The sequence below is a fragment of the Paenibacillus spiritus genome, from assembly GCF_008710135.1.
GTDB classification, from domain to species: domain Bacteria; phylum Bacillota; class Bacilli; order Paenibacillales; family Paenibacillaceae; genus Paenibacillus_AQ; species Paenibacillus_AQ glufosinatiresistens.
In genome coordinates this window covers 27,451-48,750 of the sequence record NZ_VYKK01000004.1, presented here as the reverse complement: position 1 = coordinate 48,750, position 21,300 = coordinate 27,451, and the positions used below count along the sequence as shown (strand labels likewise).

The window sequence follows — 21,300 nt, the reverse complement described above, 5'->3', positions numbered from 1 at the left end:
GGGGAGCAATTTATTACATATGACAGAGCAAATGAAACAACCATTTCATCTAAAAGTAGGCGTTAAAAAACTCAATGATTTAGCGACTATTCCAGAGTATAAATCAGTAGGAGCAGCAGGATTTGATCTTGCGACAACGGAAGACATTATTATTCCTGCAAATTCAATTTTTAAGTCTTATGATGGCGAAGAGATTTATCTTATCAATAACAATTCTGCAATCGCAGGTACAGGATTATCATTTGAAATTCCTGAAGGATATGAGTTGGAAGTTCGTGGACGTAGCGGCAATGCATTTAAATATCGCGTATTCTCATTCAATGGAACCATAGATTGTGATTATCGCGGAGAGGTTAAACTACTTCTAATGAATTTTGGCGATAAAGATATTGAGTTTAAAGCAGGAGAGCGTGTAGCTCAAGGAGTCATTAAGAAAATTGAACAAGTAACTTTTATTGAAAAAGAAGAACTGTCTGAAACAGAGCGAGGCGAGAATGGACTAGGCTCAACTGGTTTAAAAGCATAATACATATCTGGCGGTGGTTAATCCATCGCCTTTAAAATTAAATTTAAGGGAGCAAATAAAATTGAACGTAAAATTACTAGCACATACTCAACTTTCTGAATCATTTTACAATGAAATTATTGGAGAAATTCAACAATGGTCACGACATCCAAAAGATGGGCAGGTAATTTCGCACACCGCTATTCGTTGTTGCTATTCACCCAATAAGCCTACCGAGATTATTGGTCTTGAAGGTAAAAAATACTTTGATTCCAAGGCTACCGACGGTAAAAGTGGTACTGAAGCAGATCGCTTATTCCGCCACATTACGGGTTCAGGGCATCAGTCAACGCTTGAGCATTTAAATTATACTTTTGCTATTGAAGGTGTTAGCCGTGCATTGATGGCTCAATTGACTCGTCATAGACATTTGTCCTTCAGTATAAAATCCCAAAGATACGTTAGATTTGGTTCTAATGACAAATCTGGTGGTTTTGGATATGTTGTTCCTGAGACAGTAAAAGAAAAAGGTTATGAAGCAACTAATGAGTTCGATAACATCATGGCTTCTATACAACAATCATATGACAGACTACGGCAATTAGGTGTTCCAAGCGAGGATAGTCGATCTGTACTTCCTAACGCTGCGACCACAGACATTGTAATGACCGGCAATCTTCGTACATTACTCGACTTCTATAGTAAGCGTAAACCAGGTAGTGGCGCTCAACAGGAAATTGCTCAATTGGCTGATGGTATTAAAAATGAAATTTTGAAAGTTGATGAATGGTTAGCCCCATATTTCGAAAATTCTCATTAAAACAAAAATAATAATAGACAAACCAATTCATTGATGATACACTAAGTACAGGTTAAGAAACCTGTACTTTTTTATTAGGGGGAATGATAAACTGATTCAAGCATTGAACATTGTACCTTCAGTTATATTGATTTTCTTATACATCAGAAAGAGTTGTTGGTTAGGAGGCGATATATTAACCATTAGGAACAAAGATAATTGTAATTATTTATTTTACTCAATTTGTTATTCAATCATGGGATTTAATTCTTTAGCTTTTATTAGTCAATACATATTACCTTCCGATCAAGCCAATGGTATTGCTAGAACGCCAATCATGTTCGTATACGCGGCAATATTTTCGCCTATAGTGGAAGAATTGATCTGTAGAAAGTGGTTGCTGAATGCGCTAACTAAAAAACTAAGATGGATTTCCGCTTCGATTATAAGTTCTATAATCTTCTCAGCACTACATCTTAACTTCCAACTTATAATCCCTTATTTCTTTCTTGGGTGGATATGGTCTTATTACTATCACAAATCTAATTATAACATTCTAATTCCAATTCTTAGTCATGCGGCATTCAACTATATAGCACTCTTAGTTCAATCTATTAAGGGGTGAGAAGATGAAGTTAAATGATGGAGCTAAAGCTGTATTGGCAATAGCACAGTTTGGTGGCTCTGGCCTAACAAGTTTCATAATCGATAATACATATGTATGGCAAGGCAAAGAAATTTCTCTTAATGAAGAATCAATATGTGAGCTAGAAGAATACAGAAGAGTTACAAAAATACCATTTTCGATTTATCGCTTTGGAGATGTAATAACAATTACAAGGAGTAATAAAAGTGAACAAACTATTTAACTTAATCACGAAGAAGATATTTTATTCTCGGTTGCTTAAAAAAGTTAAAATGGAATATTACAAAGAAGCATATAACCAAGGGAAGTTCGATCAGAAAATGAATGATATGTATCCAATGGAAAAGTTCATTCAAATGGAGGAGTATTTTAATGAAAATCAATACGAGCGTGATTTATAAATATATGAAACTGTGCCCCGCAAGCACTTCAAAGTGTGATTCATTTGCAGATATTAAATTTAAAATTCTAAGAGCGGTTGCTATTGGGAAGATTATGAAAGCTCAACCATTACTAGAAATCCAATATGGAAATTTGAAGCTAAACATAGACTACAAGAATAATAAAGTGATTGATATTGAAAAGAACTATAAGGACGCATATGAGGTTTCAGAAGAATTAAAAGAAGAGTTTGAAAAGGAATATTATTATATTGTAGTTTAAACCGTAAGATTCATTGAAGGGAAACAACAAACAATGATTACTCTCAAAAAAACCACTACCCAAGAAACTCTACTTGATTATGGATTTACTAACCGCGATAAATCTTTTTTGTACTATTTCAAAAATATTGGATTCGATGTCTCATTTAATATGACGATTCCAATCGACTTAACAACACTAAAGATTGATATACTCGATGAAAGCTTTATGCAACCATATGATTATCAATTTTGTTTAAAGATTGACCCAGAACATGTCTTGGCGACAAATGTAAAAGACAAGGTAGAGGACATTCTCAACAGGATGCAAATAGATGGTATTATTGAAGGCTTTGAAGAGGGCATGTACATATAAGTGAAAATATTATTATAAAGGAGAAGAATATGACACCAGAACGGAAAGAAGAGATCGAAGATTTTCTTCATGATTTTGGAAGATTGCCGCATTATACGTCAGTAGATCTGCTGGCTGCTCTGGCCGAGGCTCAGCAGACCATAGCCCGGCAACGGGAGGCGTTAGTACAAGCCGAAGACAGCTTTCGGTGGATAGATTTCAACACACGCGGCGGCATTCAGGCAAAGGCGCATTATTCGCGCATTGCTATCACGGAACTTCTGAAAGGGGAGAAGACGGAATGAACGCTAAAGACATGACCGACCAACAACTTAACCGGGCGCTGGCGGAGTTGATGGGGTACACGGTATACCACTATGACAAGGATGTGCTGGGTCGCTGCTATTTTGAATTAACAGATCCTGAGGGATATCCGGAGATTGTACTCGGTGGAGAACGTAAGACGGAGCCTGAAGCATGGGGCGATGCTCCTGACTACTGCACCGACCCTTCCGCCTCTCAAGAGATAGAGAAAGTAGCGTGCAAAAAGCAGTTCTATTGGTACATTCAGGCACTATCTAAGGTTGTAGGTGCTGACGGATATTGGGATAGTGGAGCATTAGATTATGAAGGGATAAAGCTATTACTCACCGCCACTCCCCGCCAGATGGCAGAGGCGGCGTGGATGACAATGAGGGAGTAGTTGACGCAAACTATGAAGGAAGGAGCCTCAACGTGGACAAGAAGTTGAACGGCGGTTTCATTTGCGAAAAACATAACATCGGATACAAGAGTGAATGCCCTACCTGCGCCTTTATACGTAGGCAAGAACTCATACAAGACTACATCAAGAGATGGGGAAATGCTCAAAAGTGTTTGTGTTGCGGTCAAATACTGGCTTACGGAGAATTTAGTAAGTTACAGTCTTGCTGCGGTAAAAAAATGGAATTAGTAGGGCAGTAGTGAGCAGTACGAATAGATAATGCACTTGGCCGTAAGGCCAACGAATCGACCGAATAGACCCAGCGAAGTGGGGGCCGCATATCGGCTCCCCTATAACAAGGAGGATATAACCAATGCAGGTAACCATCAGAAAGGCAACGGAACAAACTTACTGGTATGCAGATCGTATCGGTGAATCCTTTGATGTATGTGAAATCCATGACGACCATAAGCAAGGTAGATATACAGTCAATGACGGTGATTACAACAAAATGATTAATAAAAGAGACTGTTGGTAAAGAGCATACTTGAAATTATTTTAAGGAGGTAAACCCCCAATGACCCAAGACAAGCGAGACTGGCAAAAGGATATGGACAAGGTAGAAGTCATGAGAGAAACACGCTCACTTTTATCAAGCGAGTATCAGCAGGAAGATCCAGTTGAAGATGTGCTTTCTTACTGGCTCCAAGAAGCCAAGATATACAAACAATCCTATGAGGCTGCGTTGAAGCACGCAGATGCCCGGGAACAACTGTTGAAAGAAGAATCATCCGAGGCTGTAGAGGGACTATACCAAATCATTCAGCGCGGCGACTTAACCAGTTTCGACTTGGACCAAGCCGAGGAAGTATATAAACGAATCAGGTCCACCCTTTACCCAGATACCCCAAAGGAGGCGCCATCCGAGAGATGATGCCCCCGTATTTAGAGGAGATAATATAGAATGACGAAAACAAAATTTTGTATTGGTTGCGACCAATACAAGCCATCTGATGAAGTTAAATTATACATAGATGAAGAATTGTGTAGAAGTTGTAGAAATGAAGATATGATTTTTCAAGAGTATTTCACGTTAGAGAACAAAGAAGCTGAACTATACGATAAATTAATAGAACGCGAAAGTGAACTTGAATACTGGAAAAATAAATTCTATGAAGCAAGAAAAAAAGTAGATCGAGCAAGAGAAAAATATGCCCTGAATCAAATAGAAATGGTCAGTTTTGAGTGGAACAGGTGGGTTCTTGATGAGACAAGCGTATCAAATAATTAATAATACATAGGAGTAATTTATGAATATAAAGTCCGTTAGACGGAGTACTGATTTTAATAATGAAGATAGTATAAAAAGATACATGGAAACCAACAACAGTGAACTAAAAGAGTTAATTTTCAAAAACAATATCCCCTTAGTGCAACTTCTGGCTCGTCGATGGAAATTAAGAGGGTCTACTACGCCCGTTGAAGAGTTGTGGAGTTTGGGATTTCTGGGGTTAACTAAAGCGTTCAATACGTACAGGCTTGACAAAGGTATTAAATTTAACTCATATGCTGGAGCCTGTATTTGGAGAGAGTTCAAGGTCGCGGCAACATCGCAAACTTATCAATGTAGAAGTAAATATAAGTCTGTAAGCATGGAAAATCAAATTAGATTGAGAGGAAATAAACAAATAGCAATAGCAGATACCATTGCAGATGATAACCAACTTCCCGTTACGGAAATGACAATAAGAAACGAGCTTATTGATAAATTCCACAAGATTGTTGATTCACAATTTACTCCTATTGAACGTAAAGTTTCAACAAAATACTTTTTCGAAGGCAAGGGGTACCAAGAAATCGGCCAAGACCTAAACATTTCAAGACAGGCTGTTCACCAGGCTTTTATTAGAGGAATAAATAAATTAAAAAAGGAATTCGAATCTGAAATATAAGAAAATTAATAAAGTAAAACTAATATTTCATAGGAAGTTGGAGGAGAGATAGTTGAGTAAATATGAGTTGAGTCTATCCAGGGATTATGTTCCGTCCTGGACTCATGTTGACGCAGTGAGAGAATTGTTTCAAAATGCCCTTGATCAAGAGACCATAACGAAAGACAATGCGATGTTCTTTAACTACGATGAATCAAACGAAACGCTATACATAGGTAACAAATCATCAGTGCTCGATGTTAAAACATTGCTTCTTGGTGCATCGACTAAGCGCAACGACTCTAACACTATTGGACAGTTTGGCGAAGGCTATAAGATCGCAACTCTGGTTCTTACTCGTCTAAACAAAAAAGTTACATTTTATAATTACGGGTTAAAGGAAGTTTGGAACGCGCGTTTTGTGAAGTCGCGAAGATATAAAGGGGAGGAAATTCTCACTTTCTTTATTGATAAAAAATATCCTTGGATAAAGGTTCCTGACAACAATTTAACCATTACAGTTGAAGGGATCAATCCACATGAATACGAGGAAATTGTTGAATCAAACTTACATCTCCAGGTGGTAGGTCAGACGATTGAAAGTAAATATGGCCGAATACTAGAAGAACAGCGTTACAAAACAAAAGTTTTCATTAATGGGCTGTACGTCTGTAGCTATGCCGATTATACACAAGGCTATGATTTCAAGCCCGAGTATATCAAAATTGATCGTGATAGAAAGCTTGCCGATTCATTTCAACTTAAATGGTTATCTTCGACAATGTTAAGTGGAGTTGATTCAGACAAAACACTAAAACTAATCAAAGATGGAGCGGCAGACGTAGCGTATGTTTCCACTACAGGAACGAGTGCTTGGGGATCTGATAGTGAAGTATATAAGTCTATTTCAAATAAAGCATACGAATCTTTTAAAGATGAGTATGGAGAAAACGCCATTCCTGTAAGTAACCATGATGAATTTACGAAAATAAATAGTACTGGTAAGTACCGGCCTGTATTTGTAAATGAAACATATAAAAATGCAATTAGAAACAGTGAGTATTTTGAAGATCCTGTTCATGAGGACATGAACAGACAATCAATAAAATCGAAAATGGAGACATGGCTAACCAACCATAAACAGAGTTTATCTAAAAGAGCCATTAAAGAATTGCAAAATATCATCAATGAGATGGTCGAGTAATTAAGAAGAATTATAAATTTACTTTTTATGAAGAAAGGGAACCCGAACAATACATATGAGTACAGTAAATTTGCTCACTGCATCGTCAACATACAGAACAAAAGTGAGCCAACGTAATGACGGACTTTTCCGAGTCATTATGCCAGCAGCACTTAGACGAAATCTTAACTTATCAATAGGTCAATGTGTTAGATTTGGCACGAAAAACGAAGATGTTGCTATGGTTAAAAGTAAAAATAATTTGGGGATCAAAATAGGGAAGGGAGGATTAATCACTTTACCGGCTCATCTGTGTTCAAAGTGGAGGATTCAAAAAGGCGACTTTCTTAAACTCGAAGAATCAAGCGGTAAGATATATATCAGAAAAGATAAATGCAAAGAGGCGATCTAATACATATGAAAGTATTGTTTTCAGGAGCATTATTTTGTTGGCTGTGTATATTCACAATCATTTCTATTCTTATTAGTTCAAATAATGCAAGTGGATGGCTTTGTTTTACTCTAGCTGCTGGACTATGGTTGATTAGAAGTGTCAAGGAAGTAAATGGAGATACATATTAATCAAAGATGCATTTTATTAGAAAGGAGCAAATAGAAGTGATCGATAAATTATATGCGGTATGTAGGGTATATCGTGGAACTCAATACGGAGATATTCACACCATCGATAGCTGCTATGCTGACAGAGATGAAGCAGAAATATATTTAAGAGAATATAACTCCAATAACCTTGATGATTTTTATATTGATGAAATTAGCGATAGTGAGTCTATCAAATCAATATGCGAATCAGAAGGAATAGAATTATCATGAAAGGCTGCTTTTATCAAGAAAGGAGGCAATGCTTTTGACCAATGAAGAGGTGTTTGAACTTAGAAATCTGTTGATTGAATTGAGCACCAAAACAAGAATTAGTGAATCAACGAAAGAGCGAATAAATAAGGCTAGTGCTTCTTTTGAGAATGTTTATGAGAATGCCAAATTAAAAGAAATTAAGAGAAAGTATAAAGAAATGAAATTTAGTTACTCACAATTCAACCCTGAGTCGGCAACAGGAAGAATTGTAGAAGCAATCAATAGTTCTATTGCACTTTATGATGAAGCCAATCGGGATTTAAAATTACTGGATAAGGAGACTCAGGATATTCTACATGCCTTTGAAATGTGCGATTTAAAGGAGGAAGAAGAGAAACAACTAACAGAAGATTTGAAGCAAGTTAGAGTTGCAAGGAGAAAGTGTAAAAACTTTATTGAAATGGTGACTCCTTTGATGAACTTCTCTAAGAAACATCGGGGTTTAGCAAACGAAATTGGGGAAGTGCAAAAATCAATTAAAGGTATTATAGAAACTATCGAATCAAGAACATACTCGCCTAAAGTTAGAAAAGAACTAGTCACAAACTTTGAAAGTGCTAAAAATACATATATGAGCATAGAGAGCGTACAAGTCTAACGGATTTTATGAAATGCGACATTTATCAAGAAAAAATGTATAGAAAATATGGTGGTACACCAACAGATATTAGAACACTGCCGTACAACACTAAGTTTTATGTGCATAATGGTGCATGGAGTGGGACCATTATTGATAAAAATGGGGTCAAGAGTGTTTTAATCGATGGCGATTATGAATAATGCCATTCCTATCGGAGAGATTTATATACTTGATATTAGTGTGAGAGGAGAAGGTAATGGACAGAAAACAATTCTTTAAAGAATACGATTCAGTATTTTTTACTCCAGATCCACATTACGAGTATGCATTCAAGAAATGGCTTGAATATTATTATCAAACCGAAGTTTACGACAGAAGAATTTGCAGCGGATTTGATAGAGAAACAGGAGAGGCAATTCCGGGCAATACTGTTGAGTACACCGAAATTAACCGTTATGCCAAACAACTGATGAATAAGGTAGTTGAAGATTTAAGAAATAAAAATGTTGATGATAGCACATGGCGTTTAGCAAGAGACGGTGCTTCGAGGCATTCTTTTGAAGAAACCGAAAGACTGTTGATCGGGAAAGGGTGGATTAATGAGAATTAAGATAACACAAAACAAGCCCCAAGAGGCAGATTGCAAATCAATTGAACATCTAATTGGACAAGAGTTTGAAGTTGTTGATAACTCTGATTTGGATATCGGAATTGCCTATGTCCGATATGGATTAGAAGATAAGTATGCCATCTTTGAAGGAGAATATGAAGTAGTTGATAAAAACTGAATTTCATTAACTTTGTCGAATACATAAGAAACATGCGATTACCCGAGAAATAATAAAGGAGATAAAAAATGAGTAATGAATTTTGGGAACTATTAAGCGAAGCAAATGAAAAATCGAATGATACCGCCTGGAAAGACAAATATAGAAAGACAATCACTAAACCTGTTAATCCAAATGCAACAACATCTACATCTGCACTATTATCAAAACTCTACTCTATTCAAGGTAAAACGATTATATCTGGGCAACATGAATACCTTGAAGATTCTAAACTATTCAGTAATCAAATTGCATCTAAAACCGGATATGAACCTATGCTAAAAGGAATGGAATTTGGGGGAATCACAGGCCAAGATGCTACGACTCTAGCTAATTTCCGTGGTTGGCTTACCGATGCTTGTATTTCGTGGGCCAAGTCCAAAGGCGGAATGTTAACCGCCACTTATCACGCACCATACCCAGGCTCAACTAATACATGGAGTAACGTACAACGCAAAACTACACAAGCAGAATTTGACCAAATTGTAACTGTTGGAAGCGCCATGTATAACAAACTAATTTCAGATATTGACAGTGTAGCCGTTTACCTTAAGAAGATTCAAAACGCTGATATTCCGGTGCTCTGGAGACCGTATCATGAAATGAACGGTGACTGGTTCTGGTGGGGGAAGAAGAGCAACTATAAAAAACTCTGGAATATCATGTATGATCGGTACACCAATTATCATAAACTCAACAATCTAATTTGGGTTTGGTGTCCGAACGCTGAAAATCAATATGCTGAGGACATTAGTAAATATTATGTTGGACACGATAGCACAGATGTACTTGCGCTCGATATCTACAACAATGACTTCAAACAGTCCCATCATGACAAACTCCTAAAGGTTGGTGGAGGAAAGTTAATTGCTATTGGTGAGAATGGCGAATTACCCAACTCGGATACTATTAAATCCTCGCAGAACAAGTATTCATGGTTTCTGACCTGGGGTAAGATGCTGACAGACAACAATAAAGACAATGCAATTATTAATACATATAAAGACTCTTATGTTCTCAAGCTTGGGCAGCAACTTGATATGGTAAACAAAATAGCAAATGGCGACGGACTTAAAGGAGAATATTATTCAGGAGTAAACTTTGATAAACTCTCGTTTACACAAATTGATCCTATAATCAACTTCAATTGGGGTGGAGGAAAAGTTAATAATACACTTGGCCCCGATAATTTTTCTGTAAAATGGATGGGTTACATTGTCCCTCTGTACAATGAAGAATACACTTTTGCTTGTGGTTCCGATGATGGCATTCGACTCACAATCAACAATCAGAAAATTATTGAGCGTTGGAAAAATGGGGCTTCTTCATCTTCAGGAAAGGCTGTGCTTGAAGCCGGTAAAAAGTATCCCGTCCTGCTTGAGTATTATGAGGGAACAGGAAATGCTTCAGTTTCGCTCCAGTGGTCAAGTAAATCTCAGAAGACTGAAATCGTTCCTCAGAATCAACTATATAGCCAGTGATTTTGTGGATAACTACAAACTTATACACATGATGCTCACAGCATATACACAATATGTTGTGGGCGAAATAATATTAAGTGCATATGTTGAGTTTTGTGAGAATGTATGGTAGCATACCAGTATACTTATCAACAGGAACGAATGTTCCAGAAAGGGCGATAAGATAATGGTACAAGCTATACAGGGTAAGAAAAAAATAGGGAGAATTAAGATTGACCCTAATATTAAGCTTTGTGAACCAAGCCCGCAAATTGTTGAGACAGTGATCGGTAATAGTAAATCTAATATATTCGATGAAGCCAAGGATGAATGGAAGTTTCAATATGTTCTCTTTGAAGATGCCGAAGGATTTTCTGGGATATGTGATTTATGCGGCAATGTACATTTGAAATACTGTTTCGTGATATATAATCCATATACTGAAAAAACTTTGAATGTCGGTTCACATTGTATCATTCGTTTTAAATTGTTGAAGGGTAATGTGGATGCTGAGACGGGGACAATTATGGTTAATAACTTCTTAAAACTTCAGAAACATATTAGTATTGTTCAAGGCTTAATCAAAGAGATGATGAATGAATGTGTAGACGCAAGAAGCTACCAATTGTTTATCGAAAGCCTAGAAAGGATTCTTCAGTACCACAATATCAAAGATCCGACTATTGACCAATTGGGAGAAATATGCTTTGGAGATAGATGGGAGGGCCAAAAACGGTATCTATACAAACGTGATAGGCTTCATAAACTTTGGTACGAAAGAGCATCAATTAAGATGATTAGAGCAAAAGGAATTAAGTTCAAAGCTCTTACTGAAAAAGATATTTATTGGGGTAAGAATCGGACAGGTAATCATGTTCATTTGACATTGGCGGGGCGTTCAAGTGCATTTAAAACAGATCATATCGCAGATGAATAAAGGGGCTGCGGCCCCTATTTTTGTTTAGGAGGAAGCCTATGATTGTAATTGAAAAGGAAGAACTACTTCATATAATTAAAGAGTATGTTACACAGGTACATAAACAAGTACCGATTTCATTGAAGTTATGCTTGGATTGGAATAAATTTAGATATAGCAGTGTTGAGGATGTTTGGTATTTTGATCCTAAAAATCAGTGGGAATTTGTTGTGAATTACACTCTCTTCAATCTATACGATATGCCAGTCATTAAGTACATCAGCTTCAATCAGATTAAGTCTATGATTGCTAAGGAATATCCAGATATGGAGGATATAGAATTTAGCGTAACAGTTAAGAACGATGACAAATTACGATTAACAACTTCAAAAGAAAAGGTTCTGGAATTAATAGATATTAAAACAATGATCCACCATAATGACCAGAGCGAATTAAACAAAGATGATATTAAGGAATTGATAGACTTAACGTTAGTATTAGGTGACAGAGAGTGGTTTGATGAATTGGTAAACAACCACAAAGAAATGCTAAATTAGCGCAAAAATAATTATATACATATAGGTTACTTAGGTGTATAATTCAGTTATAGACAATAACACAATACGGAAAGGAGTAGACAATTGGGGTTAAGAGTAAGAATAAACATACTAGGTGGATGAAGTACTGTTTAAAGAAAGCAAAAGAAAATGAGATAGACAACTACAGACATTTTGCTGCTGTAATAAAAGGCGGAAGGCTTATTCATACCGGTATCAATAACAATAAGGTCGGAAGCCTGATTGATCCACTGTATGAGAATAAAGGATGTCATGCCGAACTAATGGCTCTATGTAAACTGACAGAAGAACAAATCAGAGGATCAGTTTTATATGTGGCTGGTTGGAGTAGAGGAAATAATATGGTTACTTCTAAACCATGCCCTGTGTGTCAAAAATACATAGCTAAGTTTAATCTAAAGGCCGTTTATTATTCTACTCCAGAAGGTGGATATGAGGAATTGAAGATGTGATAGACGCAAAAGTGTAAAAATAAAAATATGATAAATAATCGACCATGACGAAATTTAACTTTTATGAGGAAAGGAGGTCTTCAATGGTTAATAATAACCACGATAAGATTACGAAGATTAAGGGAATTGGCCCTACGATTATCAATTTTGATACTCTAGAGGATATGAAGAATTTTGTGGAATGTGCAAATAGCAAAGATAAGACGGATAGCGAAGCTATGAATCGGTTGCGTAAAGAACTTGCCGAACATAAGAGATCGCTAAGAAAGAGTCAGTAAAAACAGGGTTTCATCAAGGTGTATAAACAAAAATAACAATGGAGTACACTAGTGTAAAGAAAGCGATGCATCGCCTCCTAGACGTAGGAGGAGAAAGTGGATTGGCAATATTGGAGAAAGAAGTTCTAGTCACCGTAGGGGCGAGTAATATATCTCACTATAAAAGACTGGGATATGCAATCATAAGAAAAGGTGTTCAAATTTCAGTAAAAATAGAACACTTACCACCTGGGAGTGGGGCAAGTGTTACTAAAATTTGTGACGGTTGCGGAAAAAATCTTGGAAAGAAAGTGTACAGAGATGTTATGTATAGTAGAAACAAAACGGGAGGAGATGACAGATGTAAAAACTGCACTTCATTTTTTTTATCATATGCAACCTATGAATCGAGTGCTGAGAAATATTTATTACAAAATAATTTACAATATTTAATGGAGGAGTACAGTGATAAAAATGAGATGGATTTAAAACATATATTTCCCAAAAGTCAAAGATCATTTATCTGGAAATGTAAACATTGTGGCTCAGAATATAAGGCTAGAATGGCAAGTAGAATAGGAGGAATGACAGGATGTCCTTTTTGTTCTTCTCAAAACACCAATCATACAAACAGTATCAAAGCAACGGATGAAGCGCTATACAACTTACTTTATAACAAAATTGATGGGGGTTTGTATACAAAATACAGTAAAAGAAAAATAGATTTTTGCTGTATGACCTGTGGTTTAATAATCAAAAACAAGATGATCGCCTCTGTAGCGAGGCAGGGGCTTTCATGTCCAATATGTTCAGATGGCATAAGTTACCCGGAAAAATTCATATCTTCTCTTTTAAAGCAAATCAACTTAGAGTTTCGCACTCAACAAGTATTTGAATGGAGCCAAGGACGAAGATACGATTTTTACATTCCCTCATTAAATAGTATTATTGAGGCGCACGGAGAACAACATTATACCCAAAAAACTAAAAGATCTTCGAGCAGATCGAGAACGCTACAAGAAGAAATAGAAAATGATAAGTTTAAGCAAAAAATGGCTTTGGATAATAAAATATCTAACTATATCGTAATAAACTGCTCAAAATCAAATATGGAATTTATTAAAACAAATATTTTGAACCATAACATTCTGGCGAAATTAATTGATCTAGAAATCGTTAGTTGGATAAAATGCCATATAGATGCTTGTAAATCACTGATAAGTACAGTTTGCGACTTATGGAACAATGGAGTTAAAGATATAGATATTTTGTCTAAAAAAACAAATCTACATCGTACCACGATATATAGATATTTAAAGATTGGACATAAAGCAGGACTGTGTGAACACAAGTCTAGAGAAACAGAGCGTTGCGTCGTGCAAATTCATTTAGATAGTTCAGTTTTAGAGGAGCATAAGAGCATTCAAACAGCAGCACTATTGACTGGAGTACATGCTCAGTCAATATGCAACGCTTGTAGAGGCAAACAAAAAACCGCTGGTGGATATAAGTGGATGTACAAAGAAGATTACGATAAATACATAGCAAAAGCATCTAATGAATAAATATAGTTAAATACATATGAATTATAAATATTGATGAAAGAGGTGTTTTATGAGTGCCGACAAACTAAAGAAGTTAAAAGAAACCGGGGAAATATCTGGGCTTACACCAGAAAAGAAGAAAATTCTTAAAGAAATCCTGGATAAAATGAAAGAAGCCAACTCGAACTTGTGGAGGCGAGCGTATAACAATTTAAATAAAGAATATCAAACTTTAGTCGTTGATGATGATAAACAAGCAACCCATTGGAGAGCATTACCCGATACTAGAGAAGATGGCTCTGATGCTATAACCATAGGCAAACTCTACCGTTTATACTGGGATTACTTTGACAATGAATATGTAATTTTGAACGACAACAAACAGTTTAGTACGATTTATATGTGGCACAATGGAGAGTGGGTTGTTATGGAAGGTAGTAAGCGATGGCAAGATCTAAACAGGTGAAAGTTTGATAAACTCAATATTTTACTGAGTTTGAAGAAAGGAGATATACCAATAGATAATTATGTGATATACCATTTGCACAGTCACCTTAGCAATCCGTCTAGTTCAATGTCAATGGACTCTGTAACCAAGTTTGAACAGTATATAAAAGCAGCCGAAGAAGCGGGAATGAGTACAATTTGTTTCTCAGAACATGGAAATGTTTTTAACTGGGTAAAAAAGAAACAATACATAGAAGAAAAGGGCATGAAGTACATCCATGCCAATGAGGTTTATCTGACCGAACATAATGACAAAGAGCGGGGCTTAGTTCGAGATAATTATCATTATATGCTTCTTGCTCGCAACTGGGACGGGGTAAAAGAGTTGAATCGGCTAACTTCTATCTCAAACAATAAAGAAGATGGTCATTATTATTACAATCCACGTATTACTTTTGATGAACTCTTCAATACTTCAGAAAACATTATTATGACTTCTGCTTGTCTAGCTTCACCTCTTTGGAGAGCCATTAAAAATAATAATACTCAGATGTTTAATCTTTTAATGGATTTCTTCGTGAAGAATAAACATCGGATGTTTTTCGAACTCCAGTATCATAAACATCCTGAGCAGGTGGAATTTAATCGCAAACTATACGACCTATCTAAAGAAACAGGCATTCCATTGATTGCAGGAACTGATACTCACGCACTTAATCAAGCCCATGCCCAAGCTAGAACAATACTAATGAAGGCCAAAGGTGCAACGTATGGCGATGAGGACGCTTTTGATTTAACGTTTAAAACGTATCCCGAACTTGCAAGGATGTTTGAGGAACAGAATGCAATTCCAAGGAGTGCCTACCTTGAGGCCATACACAATACGAATGTAATGGCGGGGATGATTGAACCATTTATATTAGACGATTCTCCCAAGTATCCAAAATTGTATGATGATCCTGAAAAAGTATTTAAAGAAAAAATTAATATCGGAGTGGTCGAAAGAGGAGTTAATAAATTTCCACCAGAAAAGAAGCAAAAATATTTTGAACGAATTAGAGAAGAGTTCAATACATATAAAAAAGTTGGAGCAATTGATTATATGCTACTTCAAAAAGATGTAGTTGATTGGGCGCATAAGAATGAAATTTATCAGGGATATGGTCGCGGTTCAGTTAACGGCAGTCTAATAGCATATCTACTAAAAATTACTGAGATGGATAGTATAAAGCATAAATTGAATTTCTTTCGATTTTTGAATCCAGAACGTATCTCACTCGCGGATATAGACCAAGACTGGCCTCCCTCAAAGCGGCAAGACGTTATTGATTATGTGGCAACTATTCCTGGTATCCATTTCTCTGAAATTATAACATTCAATACTGTAGCGCTGAAGGGTGCTATAAGAGAAGTTGGTAGAGCATTAAATATGGATCTGTCCGTTGTCGATGAGATTGCAAAAGCAGTATTCAAAAACGATGACAGGAAAGACGATATTGATTCAAGGTATAGAGAAAAGTATCCAGAGTTGTTCAAATTCGTTGATTTAGTTCAAGGAGTAATTGTCAGCATCGGTTCTCATCCATCTGGGTATGTAGTTTCTCCTATAGAGCTTGATGATAATATCGGTTTATGCTATACGAAAGAAAGCAAATACCCAGTGAGTCAGATAAATATGAAAGAACTAGATGGTCTTAATTATGTTAAACTCGATATTCTTGGTCTTGATAATAACGAAATTATCAATGAAACGTGTAAGTTGGCAGGTATTGAAAGATTGGTCCCTGATAACATGGATGTTAACGATGAAAATGTATGGAGCTCAATTAGAGAATCTGGGCTTGGAATATTTCAATGGGAAAGTTCGTCTGCGCAAGCATATTTGAAGGATTTGCTCAGTCCAGAAACAATACATAAAATTAAGCAGCAACATCCCGACTTTAGTTATATTGAGTTATTTTCAATTGGTAACGGAGCAATACGACCATCTGGAGATTCATATCGCCAAGACTTAGCTAATGGAATATTTAAGGATCACGGACACGAAGCGCTTAATAATTTTCTGAAAAATACAATGGGCTATCTTGTATACCAAGAACAAATCATGAACTTCCTAGTTGAATTTTGTGATTTTTCAATGGCTGAAAGCGATTCTGTTCGTCGCGGTTTATCAAAAAAAGAGGGTACAGAAAAGTTTCTTCCTGAAATAAGAAAACGCTTTGTTAATAAAATGAATAGAGATTACAACGAAACCGAAGAGGTTGCTTTAGCTGTTTTAGAGCCATTTTTACAGGTCATTGATTCGGCAAAGCATTATGGATTCTCCGATAATCATTCCAATCCATATTCACACATTGGTTATGGCAACGCATACCTACGCTACTATTACCCACTAGCTTTCCTTACTGTAATGTTAAATATCAATAAGGATGATATCGACAAAACTGGGGCAATCATTAATTACGCAAAAACAAGAGGTATAGAGATTTCACCGATTCAATTTGGAAAGTCGCAAGCAACGTATTCATACAATCAAGAAGACAATATAATTTACAAAGGATTAGAATCAATAAAATACCTGAATGCAAAAATTGCAGATGAATTGCTTGATATAAGCAAAAATACATATGAAACATTCGTTGATTTATTAGTTGATATTACTCAAAACACTTCTGTTAACACAAGGCAATTAGACATACTTATCAGATTAAACTTCTTCTTCAAGTTTGGGAATAATGGTTTGCTGCTGAAAATTTACGAAGAATTTTCAAACGGAAAGCAGCAATACAAGAAAACATATGTTGAAAAGACAAAATTAAAACGAATCGAAGAACTCAAAAGCATTGAACGAGATATACGTTCTAACCCTGTTGAACCTTTACTACCTAATGAAGAAGTTATGCTACGAAAAGAGCTAATGGGTTATGCAGATATCACATATCCGAACATTGAGTCAGGATGGTGTGTTGTTACTGAACTAGATACGAAGTACAGCCCAAAACTCAAACTGTATAACCTTCGCACAGGTAAAGAGCAAATGTTCAAGATGGATAAGAAAACGTTTAACACAAAAGACAAATCACTCAAGATTGAAAAAGGTGACATGATCGAAATTACAGAATTCATGAAGAAACAAAGACAGGTTCCTGACGGAAATAGTGGATTCAAACCTACTGATCAAATAGATTTCTGGATTACTCGCTACACGAAGTACAAAACAAAGGAGGATACGGTCAATGAACAAAAATACCAATAACGATCACAATCTTGACCGATTCACATCTCCATATTACAACCATCGCTTCCCCGATCCCCAAGAAAAGGAGGTGATAAATTATTCTACTTGTGCCGGTTGTGGTGAAACGGTAACAACACTAGATGTTATTAATAGGGATATCTTAGATATCTATGGTATGTGTGTTCACGATGACAGAGAATGTATCAAAAAGGCAGTCGAAGCAAGAGTAATCACATTGGATGATATTATGCAATTCTAAATTAAACTCAAAAATAATTATAAAGGAGAGATATTTTGAATCTGGTCGGACATGATATGGTCTTAATCGAAGAGTTAAAGAAATATATGCTTAAGCGTATTGAATTATATAACCGTAAGGGATTTATTAAGAAGAATAAATATGATGAACTTGTTGATTTTGAGACAAAGGCGTTAAATGAACGCCTGGAGACAATGAAGCAATGGTTGTAAAAAAGAACCCAGGAAAAACATTTGAAGACAATCTTCAAGAATCAATTAAGCAATCTAACGAAAAGATATTCTTCAGCCGGATAAAAGACACTTATATTCCCCCTGATTTACGACAAAAAGTAAGAGTGACCAAAAATGATTACGATTGTATGATGTTTGCTCGATCACATCTATTTACGTTGGAATTGAAATCTACTAAAGAAGACAGGTTTAGTTTCGATGAAAGTATTATTAAGCAACATCAAATAGATAAGTTGTTGGAAGCAACTACATATGAAAATGTGATATCTGGATTCATAATGAATTTTCGTGAACCAACGAACAAAGTGTTCTTCGTGCCAATTAAAGAATTTATTGATTATCAATACATAGCTAAGAATCAAATTAAGGATCACAAGTATAAAGCAAAAATAAATAAGAGTAGTATTCCAATTGCTATATGCGAAGAGATTGGTATTGAGATTAAGGGATTTAAGAAGAAAGTCAATTGGCATTATCACATAAGCGATTTTATTACGGAGGCCATTAATACATATAGAAGTAAAGTATAAAACAAAATTTAATGGAAAAAGTGTAATTGAGGTGAATTAATGGAACTACAAAATAAAACTGAAACGTATCATATTCCAGGTCTATGCACACTTATTATCGAAGGAGACCCATCAATTGAAAACTGTAAGCAATTCGTAAAAATTCTATTGGACGCAAAACGAAAAAGAGAAGTTAAAAAAGCCTCATTGCATTAGCAATTTGGCTTTTTTTATATTATAATCTGTTCATCATACTATATTGTGTGAGATTCATAACTTAACCAAGGAAGGAGTAAAGAGATTGAATCAATATGTCATTAAACATGTGGCTATTTATCTAAGAAAGTCCCGTGGTGATGAAGAAAAAGATCTTGAAAAGCACAGACTTGAACTTGTATCAATGTGTGAACAGAATGATTGGGCTTACGTTGAATATGCAGAAGTTGGAACTTCCGATTCTTTATCTGTTCGACCTAAGATGCAAGAGCTCATGCAAGACATTGAACAGGGAATGTATGACGCTGTTGTTGCTATTCATATTGACCGTCTAAGTCGCGGTGATGAAGTGGATAGAGCAACAATAAGTAAATTGCTTGCCAAATCCGAAACTTTGCTTGTTACTCCTCAAAGAGTTTACGACTACAATAACGATACCGATATGCTGATGGCTGAGTTTGAAGGCATGATGGCTCGGATGGAATATAAACAAATTTCGAGACGCTTCAGACAGGGTAAGGCAAGAAACGCCAAGCAGGGATTGTGGAGCAACGGAGTTCCACCATTCCCCTATGTTCGTAACCCATTAACGGGTAAGGCAGAACCCAACGAAGAAAACCTTCCTATATATAGGTTTATGATTGAGAAATGTCTTAGCGGTTGGTCTAATACAGATATAGCATGGGAACTCAATAAAATGGGTATTAAATCCCCACGAGACCGAATGTGGAATCCTTCAATTGTTAGAAGGTTGCTTGTTGATGAAGTTCACTTAGGAAAAATAATAGTAGGTAAAAAAAGAAAGATATCGGCAACAGGTGATTTGGTCATCAAGCCAAAGGAAGAATGGATTGTTTATAATAATTGCCACAAACCAGTGAAAACCCAACTTGAACATGACAAGATTGCATTCATTATGACTGTGCAATCAAAAAAACCAAAAGCTAGTCGCTCAGGCAAAAATCCGTTTTCCGGGTTGGTTACTTGCGGAGTGTGCGGAAGAACACTAACCATACAAAAAAGAACGGGAAGAGAATATGATACGCTTCGATCTTGTACATACCGGGACCACTTTGGAGAACGGTGTGTGAACTTAGGTGATCGTTCAGACGTTCTCAAAAGGGCAGTGGTCGAAGCTATAAAATTAAAGAAAAAACAAATAGAAAAAGCAATTAAAGATGGGCTAAGCTCATCTGAACTATCCAACTTATCTGAAATCGCCAATTTAAAATTACAGGAAATCAGGGAGCAAGAAAGAGCCATTGAGCGTATTTATGATTTTTTTGAACGAGGAAAGTACACTGAGAAAATTTTTGATGAAAGACTAAGTAGAGCAAATGAGACATTAGAAAAACTTGAAGAGGAATATTCAATAATTAAGACTACTTTAGACAATTCACTAAGCACAAAGAATGAAGACATGCTGGTGAGTGTAAATGAAGTTTTAGAATGTATTGAATCCGAAACAGACTCCAAGGAATTGAATAGGGCATACAAAAGCATAATTAACAAGATAACATGGACAAAGTTAGACTTTGATTCAGACCCTACAGTTTACGTAAATTTTCTTTAGGGGTTTAATGCGTATAACGGCTGATAATACAGCCTTGCTATTTGGTTCATTTGTGTATTACACACGGCAGCGTCATTCTGCCGATCAGTAAAGTAGCCTTCGGCTTTGCGGCCGGGGGCAGCGACTTCCGCGTTGAAGAGGATGAGAAGACGACATCGGCATCCGCTCCGGCGGGCGGCGTGAAGCTCCTTCCCTTCGGCGGAGGCAGCGGGGGCGGGGTCTCGATCCGGCCGATTGCGTTTCTCGTGGTGGGCCGCGAAGGAGTGCGCATTGTGCCGCTCGACAACCAGACCCACATCTTTGAGAAAATTATCGACGCTGCTCCGAACCTGATGGACCGCATCCAGCGCATGTTCCAGGAAGGTTCCTCCGAAGGCGGGAAAAAGGACGGCGGATCATCTCAAAGCGGCAAAGGCGAGGTCTCCTTTACGCCTGCCAATCCGCTCTGAGCCTATCTGGATGCAGTGATTCCCCGCTTCCCTCTAAGGGCAGCAAAGCCGCTCCCCATGCCCAGACCGGCAGAGGGAGCGGCTTTGCTGCGTTCCGGTGACATAAGGAAAGTGGACCAGGCA

Annotated in this window: 31 protein-coding genes; all 31 read left to right on the top strand. The window is 36.6% G+C overall.

The annotated features are described in order from the left end of the window. The first annotated feature begins 19 nt into the window (after positions 1–19). The 31 genes from dut to ytfJ all read left to right on the top strand — a co-directional run bounded on the left by dut (position 20) and on the right by ytfJ (position 21,177). Positions 20–526: a dUTP diphosphatase gene (dut, locus tag F4V43_RS01730; RefSeq protein WP_223879744.1), complete on the top strand. Its 507-nt coding sequence runs from the start codon at positions 20–22 to the stop codon at positions 524–526. 61 nt (positions 527–587) lie between these two features. Beyond that, positions 588–1,325, top strand: a complete 738-nt coding sequence (gene thyX, locus F4V43_RS01725; protein ID WP_150456522.1) for an FAD-dependent thymidylate synthase — start codon at positions 588–590, stop codon at positions 1,323–1,325. Positions 1,326–1,560: 235 nt separating this feature from the next. Beyond that, a complete protein-coding gene (locus F4V43_RS20060; RefSeq protein WP_150456521.1) occupies positions 1,561–1,929 on the top strand; it encodes a CPBP family intramembrane glutamic endopeptidase in 369 nt (122 codons plus the stop codon). Positions 1,930–1,933: 4 nt separating this feature from the next. Then, complete coding sequence (locus tag F4V43_RS01715) at positions 1,934–2,173, top strand: hypothetical protein (protein ID WP_150456520.1); 240 nt, start codon at positions 1,934–1,936, stop codon at positions 2,171–2,173. A 149-nt stretch (positions 2,174–2,322) separates the two neighbouring features. Next, positions 2,323–2,613: a hypothetical protein gene (locus F4V43_RS01710; protein ID WP_150456519.1), complete on the top strand. Its 291-nt coding sequence runs from the start codon at positions 2,323–2,325 to the stop codon at positions 2,611–2,613. Between the two features lie 33 nt (positions 2,614–2,646). After that, positions 2,647–2,967: a hypothetical protein gene (locus F4V43_RS01705; protein ID WP_150456518.1), complete on the top strand. Its 321-nt coding sequence runs from the start codon at positions 2,647–2,649 to the stop codon at positions 2,965–2,967. 29 nt (positions 2,968–2,996) lie between these two features. Further along, positions 2,997–3,251: a hypothetical protein gene (locus tag F4V43_RS01700; RefSeq protein ID WP_150456517.1), complete on the top strand. Its 255-nt coding sequence runs from the start codon at positions 2,997–2,999 to the stop codon at positions 3,249–3,251. Beyond that, on the top strand, positions 3,248–3,649 hold the full coding sequence (locus F4V43_RS01695) for a hypothetical protein (RefSeq protein WP_150456516.1): 402 nt from the start codon (positions 3,248–3,250) through the stop codon (positions 3,647–3,649). The genes F4V43_RS01700 and F4V43_RS01695 overlap by 4 nt, the downstream gene beginning before the upstream one ends. A 373-nt stretch (positions 3,650–4,022) precedes the next feature. Next, positions 4,023–4,187 (top strand): hypothetical protein, encoded by a 165-nt coding sequence (locus tag F4V43_RS19560; protein WP_191089430.1) that lies wholly within the window; start codon positions 4,023–4,025, stop codon positions 4,185–4,187. Between the two features lie 39 nt (positions 4,188–4,226). Next, positions 4,227–4,583, top strand: a complete 357-nt coding sequence (locus F4V43_RS01690) for a hypothetical protein (RefSeq protein WP_150456515.1) — start codon at positions 4,227–4,229, stop codon at positions 4,581–4,583. Positions 4,584–4,613: 30 nt separating this feature from the next. After that, a complete protein-coding gene (locus tag F4V43_RS01685; protein WP_150456514.1) occupies positions 4,614–4,940 on the top strand; it encodes a hypothetical protein in 327 nt (108 codons plus the stop codon). Positions 4,941–4,959: 19 nt separating this feature from the next. Then, entirely contained in the window at positions 4,960–5,601 is a 642-nt protein-coding gene (locus tag F4V43_RS01680) for a sigma-70 family RNA polymerase sigma factor (protein WP_150456513.1), read from the top strand. A 52-nt stretch (positions 5,602–5,653) separates the two neighbouring features. Further along, positions 5,654–6,784 (top strand): hypothetical protein, encoded by a 1,131-nt coding sequence (locus F4V43_RS01675; protein ID WP_150456512.1) that lies wholly within the window; start codon positions 5,654–5,656, stop codon positions 6,782–6,784. Between the two features lie 55 nt (positions 6,785–6,839). Continuing rightward, on the top strand, positions 6,840–7,175 hold the full coding sequence (locus tag F4V43_RS01670) for an AbrB/MazE/SpoVT family DNA-binding domain-containing protein (RefSeq protein ID WP_150456511.1): 336 nt from the start codon (positions 6,840–6,842) through the stop codon (positions 7,173–7,175). Between the two features lie 206 nt (positions 7,176–7,381). After that, a complete protein-coding gene (locus tag F4V43_RS01665; RefSeq protein ID WP_150456510.1) occupies positions 7,382–7,597 on the top strand; it encodes a hypothetical protein in 216 nt (71 codons plus the stop codon). 34 nt (positions 7,598–7,631) lie between these two features. Further along, on the top strand, positions 7,632–8,237 hold the full coding sequence (locus tag F4V43_RS01660) for a hypothetical protein (protein ID WP_150456509.1): 606 nt from the start codon (positions 7,632–7,634) through the stop codon (positions 8,235–8,237). Positions 8,238–8,475: 238 nt separating this feature from the next. Continuing rightward, a complete protein-coding gene (locus F4V43_RS01655; RefSeq protein ID WP_150456508.1) occupies positions 8,476–8,829 on the top strand; it encodes a hypothetical protein in 354 nt (117 codons plus the stop codon). Continuing rightward, positions 8,819–9,007 (top strand): hypothetical protein, encoded by a 189-nt coding sequence (locus F4V43_RS01650; protein WP_150456507.1) that lies wholly within the window; start codon positions 8,819–8,821, stop codon positions 9,005–9,007. Before F4V43_RS01655 ends, F4V43_RS01650 begins: the two co-directional genes overlap by 11 nt. A 68-nt stretch (positions 9,008–9,075) precedes the next feature. Beyond that, the gene (locus F4V43_RS01645; protein WP_150456506.1) at positions 9,076–10,527 is read left to right on the top strand and encodes a glycosyl hydrolase; all 1,452 of its coding nucleotides are present in this window, start codon (positions 9,076–9,078) and stop codon (positions 10,525–10,527) included. Positions 10,528–10,693: 166 nt separating this feature from the next. Beyond that, positions 10,694–11,443: a hypothetical protein gene (locus F4V43_RS01640; protein WP_150456505.1), complete on the top strand. Its 750-nt coding sequence runs from the start codon at positions 10,694–10,696 to the stop codon at positions 11,441–11,443. Between the two features lie 38 nt (positions 11,444–11,481). Then, the gene (locus tag F4V43_RS01635; RefSeq protein WP_150456504.1) at positions 11,482–11,979 is read left to right on the top strand and encodes an IDEAL domain-containing protein; all 498 of its coding nucleotides are present in this window, start codon (positions 11,482–11,484) and stop codon (positions 11,977–11,979) included. 83 nt (positions 11,980–12,062) lie between these two features. Continuing rightward, complete coding sequence (locus tag F4V43_RS01630; RefSeq protein ID WP_223879771.1) at positions 12,063–12,452, top strand: hypothetical protein; 390 nt, start codon at positions 12,063–12,065, stop codon at positions 12,450–12,452. Between the two features lie 83 nt (positions 12,453–12,535). Continuing rightward, a complete protein-coding gene (locus F4V43_RS01625) occupies positions 12,536–12,730 on the top strand; it encodes a hypothetical protein (protein ID WP_150456502.1) in 195 nt (64 codons plus the stop codon). A 101-nt stretch (positions 12,731–12,831) separates the two neighbouring features. Further along, on the top strand, positions 12,832–14,274 hold the full coding sequence (locus F4V43_RS01620; RefSeq protein ID WP_191089429.1) for a zinc-ribbon domain-containing protein: 1,443 nt from the start codon (positions 12,832–12,834) through the stop codon (positions 14,272–14,274). Between the two features lie 49 nt (positions 14,275–14,323). Next, entirely contained in the window at positions 14,324–14,719 is a 396-nt protein-coding gene (locus tag F4V43_RS01615; protein WP_150456500.1) for a hypothetical protein, read from the top strand. Between the two features lie 63 nt (positions 14,720–14,782). After that, positions 14,783–17,956 (top strand): DNA polymerase III subunit alpha, encoded by a 3,174-nt coding sequence (gene dnaE / locus F4V43_RS01610; protein ID WP_223879770.1) that lies wholly within the window; start codon positions 14,783–14,785, stop codon positions 17,954–17,956. Then, on the top strand, positions 17,937–18,197 hold the full coding sequence (locus F4V43_RS01605; RefSeq protein WP_150456498.1) for a hypothetical protein: 261 nt from the start codon (positions 17,937–17,939) through the stop codon (positions 18,195–18,197). Before dnaE ends, F4V43_RS01605 begins: the two co-directional genes overlap by 20 nt. 35 nt (positions 18,198–18,232) lie before the next feature. Beyond that, complete coding sequence (locus F4V43_RS19555) at positions 18,233–18,409, top strand: hypothetical protein (RefSeq protein ID WP_191089428.1); 177 nt, start codon at positions 18,233–18,235, stop codon at positions 18,407–18,409. Beyond that, complete coding sequence (locus F4V43_RS01600) at positions 18,400–18,960, top strand: hypothetical protein (protein WP_150456497.1); 561 nt, start codon at positions 18,400–18,402, stop codon at positions 18,958–18,960. Before F4V43_RS19555 ends, F4V43_RS01600 begins: the two co-directional genes overlap by 10 nt. A 280-nt stretch (positions 18,961–19,240) precedes the next feature. Next, positions 19,241–20,728: a recombinase family protein gene (locus tag F4V43_RS01595; protein ID WP_150456496.1), complete on the top strand. Its 1,488-nt coding sequence runs from the start codon at positions 19,241–19,243 to the stop codon at positions 20,726–20,728. A 41-nt stretch (positions 20,729–20,769) separates the two neighbouring features. After that, positions 20,770–21,177 carry a GerW family sporulation protein gene (ytfJ, locus tag F4V43_RS01590; RefSeq protein ID WP_223879743.1) on the top strand — a complete coding sequence of 136 codons (408 nt, stop codon included), beginning with the start codon at positions 20,770–20,772 and terminating at the stop codon, positions 21,175–21,177. The last annotated feature ends 123 nt before the right edge of the window (positions 21,178–21,300 follow it).